Annotated in this window: 14 protein-coding genes; 9 read left to right on the top strand and 5 right to left on the bottom strand. The window is 65.2% G+C overall.

The genetic code is table 11. The features are described 5' to 3' along the window. Window positions 1–69: 69 nt before the first annotated feature. Window positions 70–600: a DedA family protein gene (locus G6P99_RS22465; protein ID WP_029083363.1), complete on the bottom strand. Its 531-nt coding sequence runs from the start codon at window positions 598–600 to the stop codon at window positions 70–72. Window positions 601–788: 188 nt separating this feature from the next. Between G6P99_RS22465 and G6P99_RS22460 the strand changes: the two genes are divergently transcribed. The 4 genes from G6P99_RS22460 to G6P99_RS22445 all read left to right on the top strand — a co-directional run bounded on the left by G6P99_RS22460 (window position 789) and on the right by G6P99_RS22445 (window position 5322). Beyond that, the gene (locus G6P99_RS22460) at window positions 789–1097 is read left to right on the top strand and encodes a hypothetical protein (RefSeq protein ID WP_245284808.1); all 309 of its coding nucleotides are present in this window, start codon (window positions 789–791) and stop codon (window positions 1095–1097) included. A gap of 186 nt (window positions 1098–1283) precedes the next feature. Then, window positions 1284–3344 carry a DNA topoisomerase IV subunit B gene (parE, locus tag G6P99_RS22455; RefSeq protein ID WP_165123441.1) on the top strand — a complete coding sequence of 687 codons (2061 nt, stop codon included), beginning with the start codon at window positions 1284–1286 and terminating at the stop codon, window positions 3342–3344. Between the two features lie 229 nt (window positions 3345–3573). Continuing rightward, window positions 3574–4365, top strand: coding sequence for an outer membrane protein (locus G6P99_RS22450; RefSeq protein WP_029083365.1), 792 nt, complete (start codon window positions 3574–3576; stop codon window positions 4363–4365). A gap of 186 nt (window positions 4366–4551) precedes the next feature. Further along, window positions 4552–5322, top strand: a complete 771-nt coding sequence (locus G6P99_RS22445; RefSeq protein WP_029083366.1) for an SDR family NAD(P)-dependent oxidoreductase — start codon at window positions 4552–4554, stop codon at window positions 5320–5322. Window positions 5323–5452: 130 nt separating this feature from the next. On the opposite strand, the gene G6P99_RS22440 is transcribed toward G6P99_RS22445, so the two are convergent. Continuing rightward, on the bottom strand, window positions 5453–6697 hold the full coding sequence (locus G6P99_RS22440) for an FAD-dependent oxidoreductase (protein WP_205751507.1): 1245 nt from the start codon (window positions 6695–6697) through the stop codon (window positions 5453–5455). 64 nt (window positions 6698–6761) lie between these two features. Then, window positions 6762–8258 (bottom strand): caspase family protein, encoded by a 1497-nt coding sequence (locus G6P99_RS22435; RefSeq protein WP_029083368.1) that lies wholly within the window; start codon window positions 8256–8258, stop codon window positions 6762–6764. A 238-nt stretch (window positions 8259–8496) separates the two neighbouring features. On the opposite strand from G6P99_RS22435, the gene G6P99_RS22430 reads away from it, so the two are divergent. The 5 genes from G6P99_RS22430 (at window position 8497) to G6P99_RS22410 (ending at window position 17591) form a co-directional block, all read left to right on the top strand. Next, window positions 8497–9450, top strand: coding sequence for a helix-turn-helix domain-containing protein (locus G6P99_RS22430; RefSeq protein WP_029083369.1), 954 nt, complete (start codon window positions 8497–8499; stop codon window positions 9448–9450). Between the two features lie 251 nt (window positions 9451–9701). Continuing rightward, a complete protein-coding gene (locus G6P99_RS22425) occupies window positions 9702–10211 on the top strand; it encodes a hypothetical protein (RefSeq protein ID WP_156928800.1) in 510 nt (169 codons plus the stop codon). A 227-nt stretch (window positions 10212–10438) separates the two neighbouring features. After that, window positions 10439–14305 carry an autotransporter outer membrane beta-barrel domain-containing protein gene (locus G6P99_RS22420; protein WP_051346565.1) on the top strand — a complete coding sequence of 1289 codons (3867 nt, stop codon included), beginning with the start codon at window positions 10439–10441 and terminating at the stop codon, window positions 14303–14305. Window positions 14306–14695: 390 nt separating this feature from the next. Next, window positions 14696–16207: a DEAD/DEAH box helicase gene (locus G6P99_RS22415; RefSeq protein WP_029083371.1), complete on the top strand. Its 1512-nt coding sequence runs from the start codon at window positions 14696–14698 to the stop codon at window positions 16205–16207. Window positions 16208–16523: 316 nt separating this feature from the next. Then, entirely contained in the window at window positions 16524–17591 is a 1068-nt protein-coding gene (locus G6P99_RS22410; protein ID WP_029083372.1) for a GGDEF domain-containing protein, read from the top strand. A 208-nt stretch (window positions 17592–17799) separates the two neighbouring features. Here G6P99_RS22410 and G6P99_RS22405 read toward each other — a convergent pair whose 3' ends face one another. Together G6P99_RS22405 and G6P99_RS22400 are read right to left on the bottom strand one after the other, a co-directional pair. Beyond that, a complete protein-coding gene (locus G6P99_RS22405) occupies window positions 17800–18270 on the bottom strand; it encodes a TfoX/Sxy family protein (protein ID WP_035977620.1) in 471 nt (156 codons plus the stop codon). A gap of 143 nt (window positions 18271–18413) precedes the next feature. Next, complete coding sequence (locus G6P99_RS22400) at window positions 18414–18803, bottom strand: HesB/IscA family protein (protein ID WP_029083373.1); 390 nt, start codon at window positions 18801–18803, stop codon at window positions 18414–18416. Between the last annotated feature and the right edge of the window lie 68 nt (window positions 18804–18871).

Genomic DNA, 18871 nt, shown 5'->3' with positions numbered 1-18871 from the left:
TGCGATGACAGAACCGCGAGCGCGGCTCTCCCGCCTAACCCCTGCATCGGGGCGTTATTCCGAGGTGCACTACACCGCCCGCCACATCCACTCGATAGCTTGGCCAATGACGTCGCCGAACAGCAGCAGCGCGGCCGACCAGACCAGCGCGGAGACGAAATTGGCGACCTGGAATTGCCAGTACGACATCTCGAAAATGCCGGCCGCCAGCGGCACCGAGGCGCGCAGCGGGCCGAAGAAGCGGCCGATGAAGATGCTGGGCACGCCCCAGCTCTTCACGAAGGCCTCGCCGCGCGGCAGGATTTCCGGATAGCGCGACAACGGCCACATCTGCGCGACCTGCTCCTTGTAGCGGTAGCCGAACCAATAGGAGACCCAGTCACCGAGCGCGGCGCCAATGCCGCCGGCGATCCAGATCGGCCAGAAGCTGATGCCGCTGACGCCGATCAACGCGCCGATCGCAACCAGCGCGCCCCAGGCGGGCACCAGCAATGAAATGAAGGCGAGCGATTCAGCGAACGCCAGCAGCATGACGATCGGAGCGGCCCAGACCTGGTGATGGCGGACGAATTCGGCCAGGGCCCGCGTAATATCTTCCATCTCGTCGAGTGCCTTCCGCTCCGTTGAACCTCGAATGAACCTTTGTAGCGGCACGCAGCCTAAGAACAGGTAAGCCGGCCGATTGCGTGACATCAAGTCACAAAGGCGGGGATCGAACGTGATTTCCCGTAAGGCCCCTGCGGTCCAGGCTGGCTGGCATCCCCCTCACAAGAAAAAGGAAATCCTGGATGATCGGATCGCTGATGATGTGCGTGAGCGTTCTCGTCCTGTTGTTCGGAATGCTCGCGGGCATTGCCATGGGTATCGAGCACGACTTCACGTTAGGACCGGCGCACGCGCATCTCAACCTCGTGGGCGGCGTGCTGTTGTTCCTGTTCGGCCTGTACTACCGGCTGGTGCCGGCCGCGGGCACCATGCTGCTGGCGAAGATCCAGGGCTGGCTGCACATCGTCGGCGGCATCCTGTTCCCGGCAGCGTGGCAGCGGTGCTGCTCAAGGGGACCTCGTTCGAGGCGGCGCCGATCGTCGGATCCCTGACGGTGGTTGTCGCCATGGCCCTGTTCACGGTCGTTGTGTTCCGCACCTCGAAAGCGTAATCGCGGGCTCCTATCTACAGAGGCGGCCGGGCCCCCGGGGTGCGGCCGTCCCCATAGGCAGCCCATCCGTGGCATAGTCAGAGCAACCGATTCGCTGCGCCAAAACTGGCGCGCCACTTGAAGAACCATGGCCAAAGCATTGAAGTCGAACGCCAAAAGCAAATCCGCTGAAGATCTGTTCGGAGCCCCGGAACCGAAGGGCCGCGCCCCGGCGAAGGCTGCTTCCCGGCCGACCTCAGGCGCCGAAGCCAGCTATACCGCTGATGATATCGAGGTGCTGGAAGGGCTCGAGCCGGTCCGCCGGCGCCCCGGCATGTATATCGGCGGCACCGATGAAAAGGCGTTGCATCACCTGTTCGCCGAAGTGATCGACAATTCGATGGACGAGGCGCTTGCCGGGCACGCCACCTTCATCGAGGTCGAGCTGACCGCCGACGGCTTCCTGACCGTGACCGACAATGGCCGCGGCATTCCGGTCGACGCGCACAAGAAATTCCCGAAGAAGTCGGCGCTCGAAGTCATCATGTGTACGCTGCATTCGGGCGGCAAGTTCGACTCCAAGGTCTACGAGACCTCTGGCGGTCTGCACGGTGTCGGCGTCTCCGTGGTCAACGCGCTCTCCTCGCGGCTCGAGGTCGAGGTTGCGCGCAGCGGGCAGTTGCACCGCATGACCTTCGAGCGCGGCCATCCCAAGGGCAAGCTCGAAGACCTCGGCAAGATCAACAACCGCCGCGGCACCCGTATCCGCTTCAAGCCGGACACCGACATCTTCGGCGCCAAGGCGGCCTTCAAGCCGCAACGTCTGTTCAAGATGACGCGTTCGAAGGCGTATCTGTTCGGCGGTGTCGAGATTCGCTGGCGCTGCGACCAGGAGCTGTTGAAGGGCGTCGAAGACGTCCCGGCGGAAGCCAAATTCCACTTCCCCGGCGGCCTGAAGGATTATCTGGCTGCGGCGATCCACGCCGACACGCTGGTGCATCAGGATATCTTCTCCGGCAAGTCCGGCCGCAGCGGCGCGCATGGCGCCTGCGAATGGGCGGTGGCCTGGACCGCCGATGCCGACGGCTTCCTGTCGTCCTACACCAACACGGTGCCGACACCCGACGGCGGCACGCATGAATCGGGCCTGCGCAGCGCGCTGCTGCGCGGCTTGAAGGATCATGCCGAACGTGCAGGCCAGGGCAAACGCGCAGCCTCCATCACCTCGGAAGACGTGATGGTCGGCGCGGCCGTCATGCTCTCGGTGTTCGTGCGCGAGCCTGAATTCCAGGGTCAGACCAAGGATCGCCTCGCTACCGCCGAAGCGCAGCGCATCGTCGAACAGGCGATCAAGGACCCGTTCGACCACTGGCTGTCAGGCAATCCGAACCAGGCCAACCGGCTGCTCGATTTCGTGATCGATCGCGCCGAGGAACGGCTGCGCCGCCGCCAGGAGAAAGAAACCGCGCGCAAGACCGCCGGCAAGAAGCTGCGTCTGCCCGGCAAGCTCGCCGATTGCTCCGACGCCGGCACCGAAGGCTCCGAACTGTTCATCGTCGAAGGTGACTCGGCCGGCGGCAGCGCCAAGCAGGCGCGCGATCGCAAGACGCAGGCCGTGCTGCCGCTGCGCGGCAAGATCCTCAACGTCGCGTCTGCGGGCAAGGACAAGCTGACCGCCAACGCGCAGCTCTCCGATCTCGTGCAGGCGATCGGCTGCGGCACGCTCGCGCATTACCGCGAAGAGGATCTCCGCTATCAGCGCATCATCATCATGACCGACGCCGACGTCGACGGCGCGCACATCGCATCGCTGCTGATCACCTTCTTCTACCGGCAGATACCGCGGCTGATCGACGAGGGGCATCTCTATCTGGCGGTGCCGCCGCTCTACAAGCTGACCCACGGCACCAGATCCGTCTATGCCCGCGACGACGCAGACAAAGATCGATTGCTGAAGAGCGAGTTCAACGCCAACGCCAAGGTCGAGGTGAATCGCTTCAAAGGCCTTGGCGAGATGAATCCGGCGCAGCTGAAGGAAACCACGATGGATCCGGCCAAGCGCATGATGCTGCGCGTGGTGCTGCTCGCCGACGATCGCGAGGGCACCGCCGACTCGGTCGAGCGGCTGATGGGCACCAAGGCGGAAGCCCGCTTTGCCTTCATCTCGGACAAGGCCGAATTCGCGAGCGACGATCTGCTCGACGTCTAGGTCACAACCAACTGATTTGAAATGATTTTCCGGCCGCCTCCTGATCGGGGCGGCCGTTTTCATTCGCCTTTTCCGAGAGCGCCGACGATTTCGTTTTCGGGCGGTTGTGTCTCACCCGCAACAGCATTTCCGGCGGAACCACGTATAGTCCCCAACATGAGTTTCGGGAATCGGTGCCAAGGCGCTCCCGTCAGCGACCCGATCGAACGCTAAAGTCGAGGATTTGGAAATGAAGAAGATTTTGCTCGCTCTGACCGCGGTTGCTGCGATGACGGCTTCGGCGTCGGCTGCCGACCTGGCCGCCCGCCCCTACACCAAGGCCCCCGCTCCGCTCCCGGTCGCTCCGAGCTGGACCGGCTTCTACATCTTCGGCGGTGGCGGCGGCGGCATCTGGGACGCTGACACCGGTGTCCAGTCGACCACCACGGGCGCGCCGATCCTCGGCTTCAACCAGCGCCAGGGCGGCGATGGCTGGTATGGCACCGTCGGCGCCGGTTACGACTGGCAGACCGCCAACAGCTGGGTTATCGGCGTGTTCGCCGACGGTCAGTTCGGCAGCCTGAAGGGCACGATCCAGGATCAGGGTCCGTTCCTCGCCGGCAATATTAAGAACGACTACAGCTGGGCCGCCGGTGCGCGCCTGGGTTATCTGGTCGCTCCGAACGTTCTGTCCTACGTCAACGCCGGTTACTCCAGCTCGCACTGGAAGGGCACCACGCTGTTCAACACCGCGACCGCTCTTCCCTCGGGTCTGCACACCGACGGCTTCGATCGCAGCGGCTGGTTCGTCGGCGGCGGCGTCGAGAACAACCTGAACATCTTCGGCATCACCGCGCCGGGCTGGTTCATGAAGACCGAGTACCGCGCCGCTTACTACGACAACAGGAACATCTCCGAGCTGGCTGACGGCACCAATATCTCGAACGGTCGCGACATCACCTTCAGGCCGCTCGTCCAGACCATCAGCACCGCGCTGGTCTACCGCTTCAACTGGACCGGCCCGGTTGTCGCCAAGTACTGATCTCTGCTGATAGCAGACCAAAAGCCCCGGCACTGTCCGGGGCTTTTTTGTTGCGCTAACGTCTTCGCGAGGCAGTCCCCTGCGCATGCCGGCTGGCGCAGAGCCGCCCGGCTGCGCCTGATCTGGTCAGCGTTGTGGCGATCGGGCACTCTTGATCCCCGGTTCAAACCAAAGCGGACAACAACAATGAAAAACGGACAGTTTGATCTCTCGGGCCGGGTCGCCATCGTCACCGGCGGCAATGGCGGCATCGGGCTCGGCATGGCGCGCGGCCTGGCGGACGCCGGCGCCGCGATTGCCGTGGTCGGCCGCAACGAGGCGAAATCGAAAGCGGCGGTCGAAGATCTCGGCAAGCGCGGCGTCAAGGCGATCGCGGTGGCAACCGACGTGACCGACAAGGCGGCGGTCGCGGCGATGATCGAGCGGGTTATTGGCGAGCTCGGCGGGATCGACATCCTCGTCAACAACGCCGGCATGAGCATCCGCAAGCCGCCGCACGAGCTCGAGCTCGACGAATGGAGCAAGGTGATCGACACCAACCTCACCAGCGCGTTCCTTTGCTCGAAGGCGGCCTACCCGGCGCTCAAGGCGTCGGGCCACGGCAAGATCATCAATATCGGCTCGATGATGTCGATCTTCGGCGCGAGCTTCGCTGCGGCCTATGCCGCGAGCAAAGGCGGCATCGTGCAGTACACGCGCGCCTGCGCCAACGCCTGGGCTCCCGACAACATCCAGGTCAATGCCATCCTTCCCGGCTGGATCGACACCGATCTGACCAAGGGCGCGCGTCAACAGGTGGCCGGTCTGCACGAGCGCGTGCTCGCACGCACGCCGGCGGCACGCTGGGGGGCGATCGACGACTTCGCGGGCATCGCCGTGTTCCTGGCGTCGCCGGCCTCCGACTTCGTCACCGGCACCGCGATCCCGGTCGATGGCGGCTATTCAGTGATGGCCTGAAACACAAGAGCCCCGGCGGATCGCCGGGGCTCCTGCATCCTGTTGAGTAGCGCGCTGACCGGCGCGACCAAGCAACTTTTAATGACCAATTTAAGTAACTGTTGTCCTTGATAATTTCCGACCGCGCGGATCAGCGCGCCGCCGGCGAATGGACGTGCTCCGGCCGCACGCCGACAGCGACAAGACGCGCCGTGAGGCCCTGCAGCCAGGGCATCGCCGTGATCAGCCGCAATGCCAATGGCGCCGGCTGATCGCCCGGCTTCAGCGCCGCGGTGATGAGGTTGTTCTGCGCGATCACCTGCATGCGCTGCGTGACCCGCACCGGAAATTCGCGGCGACGCCTGACAGCATCGAGCTCGTCCTCCGACGGCAAGCCGTGCACGAGCTTGGCCGCCAGGATATTGGCGGTGGCGACCGCGTCCTGCACCGCGAGGTTGACGCCGACGCCGCCGATCGGCGACATCGCATGCGCGGCGTCACCGATGCAGAGCAGGCCGGGACGGGTCCAGCGCGTCAGGCGATTGATCGCCACCGTGAGAAGCTTGACGTCGTCAAAGCTTTTGACGTCGGCAATGCCGTCCCTGAGGATCGGCGCGAGACGCACCACGTCGTCGAGCAGCGCCGCTAGCCCCCTCGCCTTCACGGCCTCGTATTGCCCCTTGGCGATCACATAGGCGCATTGCCAATAGTTGCCGCGGTCGAACGTCACCATCATCTTGCCGTGCTCGACACGGGCGAACAGATTCTCGGTCTCGTCCGGACGGCGGCCGACGCGAAACCACAGCACGTCCATCGGCGCGCCGATCTCCTCGACCTCGAGGCCGGCGCGCTCGCGCACGATGGAATGGCGGCCGTCGCAGCCGATCGTGAGGTCGGCCTCGATATCGACAGGACCGTCAACCGTGTTGGCCCGGACGCCCGTAACGGCGGCGCCGCGCCGGATCAGGTCGGTCGCCTCGGCGCTCATCAGCACCTGCAGCGAAGGAAAGCGCCGGCCGCTCTCGCGCAGGAAATTGAGGAAGTCCCACTGCGGCATCATCGCGATGAAGGGATATTTGACGCTGAGGCGGCTGAGGTCGGCGATTCGCACCGGGGCGCCGCCAAACATGCCGTCGAGCTTCTGGATGTCCTGGTGCGGCAGCTTGAGGAAGCCCTCGATCAGACCGAGCTCGTCCATCACCTGCAGGGTCGACGGATGCACGGTGTCGCCGCGGAAGTCGCGGAAGAAGTCGGCGTACTTCTCCAGCACCACGACGTCGACCCCGGCGCGTCCGAGCAGATAGCCGAGCATCATGCCGGCCGGGCCGCCGCCGACCACGCAGCAGCGGACCTTCATCCGACGCCTGTTCGCCTGCTCCGGATTGCCTGCCTCCATGATGCCGTCCTCACGCTGCCTCAGGTCTTGATTGTAGCGCGGATCGGACGACTGGGCTGCAAGCCTATCGCCTGAACGTCTTGATTTCCGACACGCTGCCGTCGCGATAGGTCAACTCCACCGAGACCGATTTGGTCTGCGGCGCGAGCTTCAGATAGGGCTGCGCGTCGGACGGGATCGCGCTCGGATCGCGCTGATTGCAGGCCGGCATCTTCAAGACCTTGTCCGGCACCGCGCTATCGATGCCGATCCGCACCTCGCGGATCGCGCAGCGATACGACATCAAATGGGTGTAGTAGACCAGCAGTCCGTTGAACTCGCGGAACGACAGCCAGCTCGTCGCGGTCATGTCGAGGATCTTGCGCTGGTCGCGGATCAGCGCGGCGTCGGGATCGAACTTGATCGGGAACGGCCCCTGCATCTCGCCCTGGGTATCGACATAGCGCAGCTGGATCGTGGCGGCCGGCGCGTCGGCCGGCAGCTCGATCGACGGATTGGGCATCCGCTTGCGGGTGCGCGGATCGAGCGTGTCCATGAAGCCGGTCTCGCGGAAATCGCCGCTGTCGCCGATCCGCCAGGAAATTCCGAGCGTCGGATCAGCGATCGAGAACACGACGGACCAGCCGCCATTGTGCCGCGAGAAGCTCGCGATCGGCGCGTTGACGGTATCCTCCTTCGGCAGCTTCGGCACCGAGACCGGCGGCAGCGCGGCCACCTGCTGCGGTGGAGCGGACGGCTTGGCCGCCTCGGCCTGCCCCTTCGCGATTCCGTTCAGGAAGACATCGTCGACCATCTGGTCGAAATAGACCGGGATCTGCTTGTGCTTCACGGTGTCGGCCATCTCGCTGACCAGGCGCCGCGTGCGCTGGGCGACCTGCACCATGTTCTCGCCTGGCTGCAGCAGTTCCTTGGCAAAAGTCCGCGTGAACACCGAATTGGGATTGGCATCGTCGTTCGAGAGACGGTCGAGCGCGGTCTGGCGCGGCCCGGCCGAAAACACCGAGAACACGCCTTCGGGCAGCTGCGTCATCGGCGCCAGTCCGCCGCCGCCGGCAACGGCGCGCGTGCCGGCGCGTTCGAACGGATTGTTGCGGCAGGCGTCGAACACCAGGATCGAGGTACGCGCCTTCTTGTTCTGCAACCGCTCGATGATGCGGTCGGCGAGCACCGAGGCGTCGCGCACCAGTTCCTCCTGCCCTTCGGTCGCAGCCGGTACGTCGGTCGGCAGCAGGAAGTTCTGGCCGGCGATCTCGAAGCCGTGGCCGGCATAGAAGAAGAACGCGGTGTCGCCTGGTTCCACGGCGCGGTCGAAAGCGAGCAATGTCTCGGAGAACGCCTGCCGGTTCAAATTCTCGGCCACCATGACGTTGAAGCCGAGCTGCTTCAGCGTGTCGCCCATGGTGCGGGCGTCGTTCACCGCCTTCTGCAGCTTGGGTACGTTCCTGTAGTCATTGTTGCCGATCACCAGCGCGACGCGCTTCTCGGCCTGGGCGGGCGCCGCCAATGCGACCAATCCAATCGCCAAAACGGTCGCCGAAAGTCTCGAAAGCCAGCTCTTCATCCGATTCCCCGCCTGCACGACAAGTGCGCCGCCCGCGCGACCGCCGCCTAATAGTCGGATCAGCCGTTTGGCCGGTTCAAGGCCGGCTGCGGATGGCCGTTCCGACCGGCCACCCCGTGAATGAGGCGCTATGCCCCTCTCAGGTCAAGTTTCTTTTTCCGGTCCGCGTGATAAGATTCGCCCTCTCCATCCGGCTCGAGCTCTCCGCAGGTCCCACAGGTTTTCCACGAGCTTTTCCGTGTACACATGGTCCACTGAGCAAGTCGATCCCCGGGATCGCTTTGACTATTGGCGCGAGGTGCGCGCCAAGGGGTTGTTCGGCGTCACCGCGGAGCTCGAGCCCGAGCAGCGGGCGGACTTCTTCGGCGAGTTCTCGCTGCGCAAGCTCGGCGATGCAGGACTGGTCGAGCTGCGCGCCTCGCCCTACCGCGTCGAACGGCGCGCAGCTGACATCGCCGATGCGCAGAGCGACAGCCTGTGCATCTATCAGCAGCTCGGCGGTGGCGGCTGGTTCGGCGGCGCACGGCTCGATGAGTTCGCGGTTCGCGACGGCATGTTCGCGACCAGCTATTCGGACCTGCCCTATCGCACCGTCCCGCTGCACGACGACGGCTTCCATCTGCGCATCATCAAGATCCCGGTGGCAGGGATTATCCCGCCGGGCGCCGAGCTCGGCGAACTCGTTCCCAGGCCCGTGCCGGATCAGACCGCGCTGCGGAAGCTGCTGGAATCATGCTTCCGCGACCTGGTCGAAGGCAGCAACGCCGCGGCGGCGGACGCGCCTCCGACGGTGCAGGCGCTCGCCCATATCGCGCTGATCGACCGCGGCATCATGCGGCCGAAGAGCCGGCTCGCGCAGCAGGCGTTGCGAACCGGCCATTTGTCGCTGGCCCGCCGCCTGATCCGGCGGCATCTGTCGAATGCGGCGCTGTCGCCAAGGCTGATTGCCGGCCTGCTCGGCATCTCGGTCCGTCACCTGCACATCCTGTTCGAGGAGACGGAGATGAGCTTCTCGGAGACCGTCACCGTGCTCCGGCTCGCGCGGAGCCGCCGCCTGCTCCGCGAGACGCCGGGGCAGACGATCGCCGAGGTCGCCTTTGCCTGCGGCTTCGAAAGCCTTGCGACGTTCTACCGCCTCTTCAATGCGTCGGAATCGATGACGCCGGGCGATTACCGGGCGCGATTGGCCTAAGCGGCGGTTCGGACGCGCACGCGCCCTGGGGCTGTTGCGGGTTGCTAAAGCATGGCTATTTCCGTGCCGGCGACCGAGCACGCCGCCGCGCAATCCGACGCTCTCCGAACCGACCTGAACAGCCTGCGCGCATTGAGAAGATATTTTCCGGCGATTTCGCCAGAACCGCGCAGGCGCTTCGCCCGGACAAGACACCGCAAATCTCGTTACCGGCGACGCGCGCTCTTATGCAGAGCGAGGGGTCATGCACGATGCGCGGTAAGCACGAGGATCAGAGCCTGGAAGCGTCATCCAGCAGCCCGGCGCGCATTGTTGTCCCCGGTGTCGTGGAGTTGCATCCGGATCAGGCGCCAGCCCTCGGGGCCGCTCGTCACAGCGCTCCGACGGCAAGCAATCGCGGCTGGGCACCGTTGCTCGAGGCCTGCCTTGCCGACTTCAAGGACGCGACGGAGGCCGGTGAGACCGCCATCATTCCTGCGCTGGTTAAGATCGTAGCCGACCTCGCGCTGATCGAGCGCGGCGCGATCAGGCCGGGTAGCCGCCGTGCCCAGCAGGCGCTCCGCGTCGGCCGGCTCAGCCTGGCGCGACGCCTGATCACGCGTCATCTCGCGAAGCCGGCTCTCTCGCCCGGCATGGTCGCCGACCTGCTCGGCGTCTCGGTCCGTTACCTGCACGTCCTGTTCGAGGCGACTCGAGGCGAGCTTTTCGCAGACCGTCACCGCGCAGCGTCTACCGGATCTTCAGCGCATCCGAGGGCCTGACACCGGGCGAGTACCGGGCCGCGGGGCTCTAGGACGGGAGCACCGCGCGTCGGCGCTGCCCTCGCGCCGATTCGAAGCGGCCCGTGCAGCATGGTGCCGAGCGGCCACACTTGCGCTCATTTCGGCGGCAAGTGCGCTTTGGATCGACGGTATGCGCGCACTGAGAAGACACCGCACGACCGTTACGCCAGAAACAAACAGCTACAATGGCGTGTGGGGGCAAGGTCATGGCGGGCGGCGGCGGCAGGCCGGGGATGTGGCGCGGCGCGCTGCTTGGATCGGCGTCATTGATTGCGATGACGTCCACGGCCGAGGCGGCGGTCTACTGCTCGGGCGTCGGCACCGGCAACGTGCTCTGCGACGCCGCCCATCCGTCGGACGGCGGGCTCAACACGAGTTTCAACGGTGATGTCACCGTGAACGTCAACGCCGGCGCCGAGATCACGACCCGCGGCGTGGTCGTGAGCGCCTCCGGCAGTATCACGTTCAATCACAACGACCCCGCGGGCATCACATCGGCTCTGTACGACGGCATCCTGCTCCTCGGCGGCAGCCAAGCCCCGATCACCTACACGGGATCGGCCGACGTCACCGCCAACTGGTACGCAATCAACGTCTCGGCCAGTGGTCCGGTCTCGATTACGCAGACCGCCGGCACGATCACGGCCGGCACCGGCATCAATGTCTTGAGTGCAGGACCGGGGGGTAGCGTCAACATCAACACGGTTGGCAGCCAGATCGTGACCCGAGGCGGCCTCGGAATCTACGTCCTGAGCAACGGTAACCAGTCCGACGTCACGATCGCGACAGGCGCAGTCACCGGCGACACCACCCAAACAGGCGGCGGGATTTACGTCCGCATGGGACAGGGCAGCTATTATTCGCGCAATCTTTCCGTCACGACCAACGGCGCGGTCGTCGGCGGCATCTATCTCCAGGACGGCGGCACCGGTACCGTCGACCTCACCACCAATGCGAGCGTCGCGGGCGGCATCATCCTCCAGGCCAACAATTCGGCCAACACCAGCGCGTTCACGGCGAAGCTCAATCAGGATGTCAGCGGCTCCGTGAGTTTGACGAACTACGGCTCCGGCACCATGACGGTCCGGACGCGCGGCATCACGGGCGGGACGCTTACCGTGTCCGGCGGCGGCGGCGCCAACAACAGCCTCGTCGTGGACGGCAATACTGCCAAGGGAAATGGCCCCGACCAGGCCTACTACGGCGCCCTGGCGTCCGTCGGTTTTTCCGGCGCCGGCGCCAACACCGCGACCTTCAATGGCGATATCTCCGGAACCTTCGACACCAGGACTTCCACCTCTCCTTCGGCCGGTGGCACCGTCATCGGCCTCTCCGCCGGATTGGGAAGTACATCCAGCAACGGCTCCGCGGCACTGAACGCCAACGGATCGATCACGATTGCCGGCATGACGCCATCCGGCCAAGTCGCAAATGTGACCGGAGCGTCCCTGGCAGCCTACGGCGTGGTCCCGGTCGACTTCAATCTGCACGGCGCCGTGACGGCAACGTCGATCAGCGACACCGCGTCGACAGTGGTTGGCATCAGCGTGGCACAAAACAATCTGAGCGCGACCCGGTTGACCGCCGATGGCGCCGTGACGGCCACCGCGATCGGCGCCGGCAGCAGGGCCACCGGAATTACTGCCTCAACTGTCAGCCTGCCGCCGACCATCGTCAACACCGGCACACTTACCGTTCGCGCCAATGGCGACGTGACCGCGACTTCTGACGGCGCCGCGACCGGCATCACGCTGAGCCGTGGCATTTCCAGATTCTCGTCCATCACCGCGGGGCTCGGCGGCATCGACCTCGTCACCAAGGGCACCGTAAGCGCAACATCGACCAGTGCGGCGGCGAGCGGCATCAGTGGCGTCATTACCCATGGCGCCGACAACGCCGCAACGCTGGCGCTGCGCGCGGAAGGCAATGTCGTTGCGAGCGGCCTCGCAGCTGGCAGCTACGGCATCTTCGCCCAGCGCGACGGTCTCGGCGACATCAGGATCGACGCGCTGGGCAGTGTGCTGAGCAGTGGCATCGGCATCGCCGCATCGCGCTCGACGCCGGGCAACATCTTCATCACCACCGGGACCTCCGTCACCGGTGCCACCGGCATCACGACGTCGGGCGGCACCACGACGCTGATCGCCAACGGCACCATCACCGGCACCGGCGGCACCGCGGTGCAGTTCGGCGGCACCAACGACGTGCTGCAAATGCAGTCCGGCGCCGCATTCAACGGCAATGTCATCGGCACCGGGACCAGCATCCTGCAGTTCGGCGGGACGACCGCGACGAGCTTCGATCTGTCGAAGCTCGGTAGCGGCGCGCAGTTCTCGGGCTTCTCCAGCCTTGCACTGCTCGCTGGCTCGAGTTGGAGCTTCTCGGGCAACTCAAATTTTGTGGGCACCGTCAACGTCGACAGCCTGTTCACCCTCAACGGCGCGATGCCGAACGCCAACGTCACCGTCGGCCCGACCGGCACGCTCGCCGGCAACGGCACCATCGGAAACACCGTCATCAGCGGCACGCTGTCGCCCGGCAATTCGCCCGGCACCATCACGATGGCAAGCCTGACCATGACGGCGGCCGCGACCTATCTGGTGCAGGTCACCAACACGATCAGCGACAAGGCGATCGTAACCGGCACCGCCAACATCGCCGGCAATGTCATCGTCGATCCGCTCGAACGGATCACCAGGAAGGTCACCTACACGATCGTCAATGCGGGAACGCTGAGCGGCACATTCGGCTCGGCGAATTTGTTGCTCGCCAACAACCTCGCCCGCAATCCGGTGCTGAGCTATGTCGGCAACGACGTGTTGCTGTCGCTCGATCCCGGCCTGCTCTCGCCGATCCTGCCGACCAATGCCGGTATCAACCACAGGAGCGTCGCGGGCGCGATCGACAACGGCCTGCTCGGCGGTGCCAACCTTTCCACCGCGTTCAGCGCGATCTTCAATCTGTCGGGCGACAATCTCCTGAAGGGCCTGACCCAGCTCTCCGGCGAGAGCGCGGCCGGTTCGCAGCAGACCACGTTCAATGCCATGAACCAGTTCATGGGAACGATGCTCGATCCCTTCATCGACGGTCGCGGTGCGACGACCGTGCCGGCCGGCGCCACGTCCTACGCCGACGACAATTCCCTGGCCTACGCAGCCAGGCGTTCGACCAGCGAGGCCTATGCCGCAGTCTATCGCAAGGCGCCGATCGCCGTGAGCTACGATCCGCGCTGGAGCGTGTGGGCGGCGGCGTACGGCGGCTCACAGACCACCGACGGCAACAACGCGCTCGGCTCGAACAACACCACCAGTCAGGTGTTCGGCACCGCCATCGGCGCCGACTATCGGTTCTCGCCGAACACGATCGCGGGCTTTGCGCTCGCCGGCGGCGGCACCAACTTCAGCGTCGCCAACAGTGGCGGCGGCCGCTCCGACCTGTTCCAGGCCGGCGCCTTCGTTCGGCACAATGTCGGCGCAGCCTACCTCGCCGGTGCGCTGGCCTATGGCTGGCAGGACGTCACCACCGACCGCACGGTGACGGTCGGGAGCGTCGATCGCCTGCGCGCCGAATTCAACGCCAACGCCTGGTCGGGTCGCGTCGAGAGTGGCTACCGCCTCGTCGCGCCATGGATCGGCGGCATCGGCCTGACGCCCTATGCCGCCGGCCAGTTCACGACGTTCCAGCTGCCGGGCCACACCGAACAAGCGATCGTCGGCGCCAACACCTTTGCGCTGGCCTACAACGCAAAGAGCGTCACCGACGCGCGCAGCGAGCTCGGCCTGCGCGCCGACAAATCCTTTGCGCTCTCCAGTGCGGTGCTGACGCTACGCGGCCGCGCGGCCTGGGCGCATGACTTCAACCCCGACCGCAGCATCGCCGCGACATTCCAGACCCTGCCTGGCGCGAGCTTCGTCGTGAACGGCGCGGCGCAGGCGTCCGACTCCGCCCTGACCACCGCCTCCGCCGAGCTGAAATGGGCAAATGGCTGGTCGGCGCTCGCAAGCTTCGAGGGCGAATTCTCCAACGTGACCCGCTCCTACGCCGGCAAGGGCGCGGTCCGCTATGCATGGTAGGGCGTACCGGGCCGTGGCGGGGCCGGCGCATCCGGGGGCCTGACATCAGACGAATCCAGGCCGAAAAATAGCGCGGACACCCCTGCCGAGGCCCGGCCGCCGGATCCGGGGGTGGTGATTCATTTGACCGCAAAATGACGGAAACGACGCTTATTTCTGCGAAAATATTAAGCTTTTTCGGCCATCGGCCGGTTCATAGATTGACTTTACCGGTTTCGCCCCTATGTTGCGGGGCAACGCGGCCCTCGGATCGAAACGCGATTCGTCAGGTTTGCCGTCCGTCAGCGTTAGTCAGAGCCCCCGAGCTTTATAGAAAAGCGAGCCGTTTCGGGGCCGAACGCGACAGCCTTTTACCTGCGATGCCGAACGGCGGTTTCGACCAGAGGCTCAATGTCTTTTTCCAATCTAGGCCTGTCCGATAAGGTCCTCGCCGCAGTTGCGGCCACCGGTTACACCACCCCCACTCCCATCCAGGAACAGGCAATCCCGCACGTCCTCGCCCGGCGCGACGTGCTCGGCATTGCCCAGACCGGCACCGGCAAGACCGCTGCCTTCGTTCTCCCGATGCTCACCCTCCTCGAGAAGGGCCGCGCCCGGGCACGGATGCCGCGCACCCTGATCCTCGAGCCGACCCGCGAGTTGGCCGCGCAGGTGAAGGAGCAGTTCGACAAATACGGCGCCGGTCAGAAACTGAACGTGGCGCTGCTGATCGGCGGCGTCTCGTTCGGCGACCAGGACTCCAAGCTGACGCGCGGCGTCGACGTCCTGATCGCAACGCCCGGCCGCCTGCTCGACCACACCGAACGCGGCGGGTTGCTGCTCACCGGCGTCGAGCTCTTGGTGATCGACGAAGCCGACCGCATGCTCGACATGGGCTTCATTCCCGACATCGAACGCATCTGCAAGCTCGTCCCGTTCACGCGGCAGACACTGTTCTTCACCGCGACGATGCCTCCGGAGATCAGCCGCATCACCGAGGCCTTCCTGCATAATCCGGCACGGATTGAAGTCTCCAAGCCCGCGACCGCCGCCGTCACGGTGACGCAGTTGCAGGTCCCGGCCGGCCGCGAAGCGCACGAGAAGCGCGATATCCTCCGCCGCCTGCTGCGCGACGCCAAGGATCTCAACAACGCGATTATCTTCTGCAATCGCAAACGCGAAGTCGCAGTCCTGCACAAATCGCTGCAGAAGCACGGCTTCAGTGTCGGCGCCCTGCACGGTGACATGGATCAGAGCGCGCGCACCGCGGCCCTCGATCAATTCCGCAAGGGCGAGATTCCATTGCTCGTCGCCTCCGACGTCGCCGCCCGCGGCCTCGACATTCCGGCCGTCAGCCACGTCTTCAATTTCGACGTGCCGCACCACCCCGATGACTACGTCCACCGCATTGGCCGTACCGGCCGCGCCGGACGCACCGGTACCGCGATCTCGATCGTCACCTCGCTCGACAGCAAGTCGATGACCGCGATCGAGAAGCTGATCGGCCAGCCGATCCCGCGCGCCGAGGGCGACTACACCGTTCGCAGCGATGCCTCCGACGAGGACGCCGCGCCGCGCCGCTCCCGCAGCCGCGAAGGTTCGCGCGATGGTGCCCGTGGCAGCCGCAAGCCGCGCCGTGAGCGCGAGCCGCGTCACGGTGAGCGCGAAGCGCGCCAAAGCGAACGCGAAGCGCCTCACGGTGAACGCGAGCCGCGTCAGGACCGGGAGCCCCGGCAGGAGCGTGCAGCGAAGCCGGAGCGCGAACCGCGCCACGGCCGCAACGCTGGCCCGCCGGCTCCGTCGCATGTGCCGTCGATCGGGCGTGCCGAGCCACGCCGGCCGCAGCGAGAGGCGGACCACGAGCCCGGCGATCATTCGCACCTACCCGCCTTCCTGCTGCGACCTGTGCGCGCACGCGCCTAAGGTTGGCTCCGATCCCGCCGCGCCAGCGGCGGCATTCCGGGCAATCTCCGTCGTCGCCGACGGTTGAGGCGCGCGTGATTCCTTCGGGTTTGAAGCAAATACGCGCAGCTTTCGCACAGGAATCGTGAGCAAGCGAAAAGCTTCCGAAAGCTGTGCGCGATCCTCGGCGCAATCGAGCTCGTCCGACGATCGTCGCGGCCATATCTCCGCGGTTCCACTATTTACCTTGCCTTCACTCTCGTCCCGTACCTTCCCGCCAATAGTTTAGTCATTGCCGCCGGGCATAACCGGCATTGCGCGCATTGGGGACGTAACAGTGGTTAAGCTGCTGGACGAACAAGAACGTACATTGGCCTTTGCCGAAGTCGCGCTTGGCCAGATCCGCTCGCTTCGCCAGACCGCCGTGCCCCGCAACTACGAAATCTGGTACGTCTACGCGACCGGCTACAACGCTCCGCTCAACAAGGTCATCAACGAGACGCTGGCGCGCAGCGGCAAGCTCAGCGAATCCGATCTCGAGCAGATCTACGAAACCTACCTCTCGCACATCAAGACGTCGGACCGCATCGACCAGGTCGGCGCGCGCGTGATCGGCGAGATCGACGCCGTCATGAAGCTGATCACCGACGCGCTCGGCGTGTCGGCGACCTACGATGCGAGCCTGGTCGGCGCCACCAGCAAGCTTGCGACCGCGACCACCCGCGATCACATCAAGGCCATCGTCGACAGTCTGGCGAAATCGACCCGCGAGATGCGCGAGACCAACCAGGCGCTGGAGAACCGGCTCGCGCTGTCGAAATCCGAGATCAGCGACCTGCAGCACAGCCTCGAGGCGATCCGCGCCGAGAGCCTCACCGATCCGCTGACCGGTCTCGGCAACCGCAAATATTTCGATCGCTCGATCGACATGGCGGTGCAGGCTGCGCTCGCCAGCAGCGAACCACTGTCGCTGCTGATGTTCGACATCGATCACTTCAAGTCGTTCAACGACTCCTACGGCCACCTCACCGGCGACCAGGTGCTGCGGCTGGTGGCGCAGTCGTTGAAGCAGACCATCAAGGGCCAGGACATCACCGCGCGCTATGGCGGCGAGGAATTCGCTGTCGTGCTGCCCAACACCGCGCTGCGCCAGGCGCTGACGGTCGCCGACCACATCCGCCGCGCCGTGATGGCCAAGGAACTGAAGAAGAAGTCGACCGGCGAGATCCTCGGCCGCGTCACGATCTCGGTCGGCGTCTCCATGCTGAAACAGGGCGACGACACGGATTCGCTGATCGAGCGTGCCGACGCCTGCCTCTATGCCGCCAAGCGCGCCGGCCGCAACCGGGTGATCTGCGAGACCGATCCGGAATACAGCGCCGAAACCCAGACCCGGGTGGCGTGATCTGCCCGCCCCCCTTCGCGACGCGCGCGATGCGCGCTCAGGATGACGGAATTGGCTTACTCAGCTTGCTCAGTGTCATCACCCGCGCATGCGCGTGATCCAGTATTCCAGAGACGGTCGTGCTTGAGCCGATAGGCCGCGGCGTACTGGGTCGCCCGGTCGAGCCGGGCGACGACAACAGTGGATGTGGACAAAGCTTCACATCCTCTCAGGACGACGACCTCTTCGATCGCTTCTTTGAAGGTCGCTTCGCCGCTGACTTCTTCACCGCTGCCTTCTTGCCAGCGGTCTTCTTCGCGGAAGCTTTCTTCGCAGGTGCCTTCGCCGTCCGCGCGACCGATCGTTTCCTCGGCCGCTTGCGCAGCGCTGCGCGTTGGGCGGCGGCAAGCGCCGAGCGTGCCCAGACCGCGAGTTCCTCGGAATCATCGAACAACCGCGCCGGCAGCTGCCAGTACGAATTCACCGTGACCGTCTTCGACCGCGTCTGGTACTGGAACGGCCCGCAGCCTTCGGCCTCGAATTGCGGGATGGTCTCCTCGTCGGCACGGAAGTAGAGCCCGGCACGCAGCGCGAGCGCGAAATTGGTGCCGTCAGCGGAGATGCCGTAGCCGGAGAACATCCGGCGCAGCGTGACCGGGCCGAAGTCGGCGAACAGGTCACTCAGGAATTCGCGGTCCATATGCCCACCCGTGACCGGCGCGCATCCGTTTGCCGCGGCGTGCCAGCAGTATGGTCGACGACAGCGTCGACGCGCAACAATGGTGGTTATCGGCTGGCGGCTCCACGGCGCGCGCGATTGCGCGCCGGCCGGCGCAGCAGCAATCAGACAGTGGCCGGCTTGAGCTGCACCGATTCGCCGCAGCCGCAGGCGGAGACCTGGTTCGGGTTGTTGAACACGAACTGGGCCTGCATCTTGTCGGCCTTGTAATCCATCTCGGTGCCGAGCAGGAACAACACAGCCTTCGGATCGACCAGGATCTTCACGCCCTTGTCCTCGACCACTTCGTCGGTCGGGCGGATCTCGTGGGCGTATTCGACGGTATAGGACTGTCCGGCGCAGCCGCCGTTCTTGATGCCGACGCGCAGGCCGACGATCTCGGAATCGGCGCGTTTGGTCAGCTCGGTGATCCGCTCCGCGGCGGCATCGGTCAGTTTCATGACCTGCGGGCGCGGCCGCTTCGGCTTGGCTGGGGTTGGTGAAGCTTGCGTCATGTCACTCATGTGGTCAGTCCCAGCGGCAAATCAATTGCCGATCTTCTTGAGCCTAAGTTTAGTTCCCT

This window comes from Bradyrhizobium sp. 6(2017) (assembly GCF_011058295.2).
Classification (GTDB): domain Bacteria; phylum Pseudomonadota; class Alphaproteobacteria; order Rhizobiales; family Xanthobacteraceae; genus Bradyrhizobium; species Bradyrhizobium septentrionale.
The sequence above is the reverse complement of the archived record's forward strand: the minus strand, read 5'-3'. Positions and strand labels throughout refer to the sequence as shown.

Excerpts from the sequence above, each read along its gene's own strand:
- parE (WP_165123441.1), top strand. The coding sequence starts at position 1,284 with ATGGCCAAAGCATTGAAGTCGAACGCCAAAAGCAAATCCGCTGAAGAT.
- G6P99_RS22400 (WP_029083373.1), bottom strand. The coding sequence starts at position 18,803 with ATGACGCAAGCTTCACCAACCCCAGCCAAGCCGAAGCGGCCGCGCCCG.
- G6P99_RS22415 (WP_029083371.1), top strand. The coding sequence starts at position 14,696 with ATGTCTTTTTCCAATCTAGGCCTGTCCGATAAGGTCCTCGCCGCAGTT.
- G6P99_RS22440 (WP_205751507.1), bottom strand. The coding sequence starts at position 6,697 with ATGGAGGCAGGCAATCCGGAGCAGGCGAACAGGCGTCGGATGAAGGTC.
- G6P99_RS22450 (WP_029083365.1), top strand. The coding sequence starts at position 3,574 with ATGAAGAAGATTTTGCTCGCTCTGACCGCGGTTGCTGCGATGACGGCT.
- G6P99_RS22405 (WP_035977620.1), bottom strand. The coding sequence starts at position 18,270 with ATGGACCGCGAATTCCTGAGTGACCTGTTCGCCGACTTCGGCCCGGTC.
- G6P99_RS22445 (WP_029083366.1), top strand. The coding sequence starts at position 4,552 with ATGAAAAACGGACAGTTTGATCTCTCGGGCCGGGTCGCCATCGTCACC.
- G6P99_RS22420 (WP_051346565.1), top strand. The coding sequence starts at position 10,439 with ATGGCGGGCGGCGGCGGCAGGCCGGGGATGTGGCGCGGCGCGCTGCTT.
- G6P99_RS22465 (WP_029083363.1), bottom strand. The coding sequence starts at position 600 with ATGGAAGATATTACGCGGGCCCTGGCCGAATTCGTCCGCCATCACCAG.
- G6P99_RS22460 (WP_245284808.1), top strand. The coding sequence starts at position 789 with ATGATCGGATCGCTGATGATGTGCGTGAGCGTTCTCGTCCTGTTGTTC.
- G6P99_RS22435 (WP_029083368.1), bottom strand. The coding sequence starts at position 8,258 with ATGAAGAGCTGGCTTTCGAGACTTTCGGCGACCGTTTTGGCGATTGGA.
- G6P99_RS22425 (WP_156928800.1), top strand. The coding sequence starts at position 9,702 with ATGCGCGGTAAGCACGAGGATCAGAGCCTGGAAGCGTCATCCAGCAGC.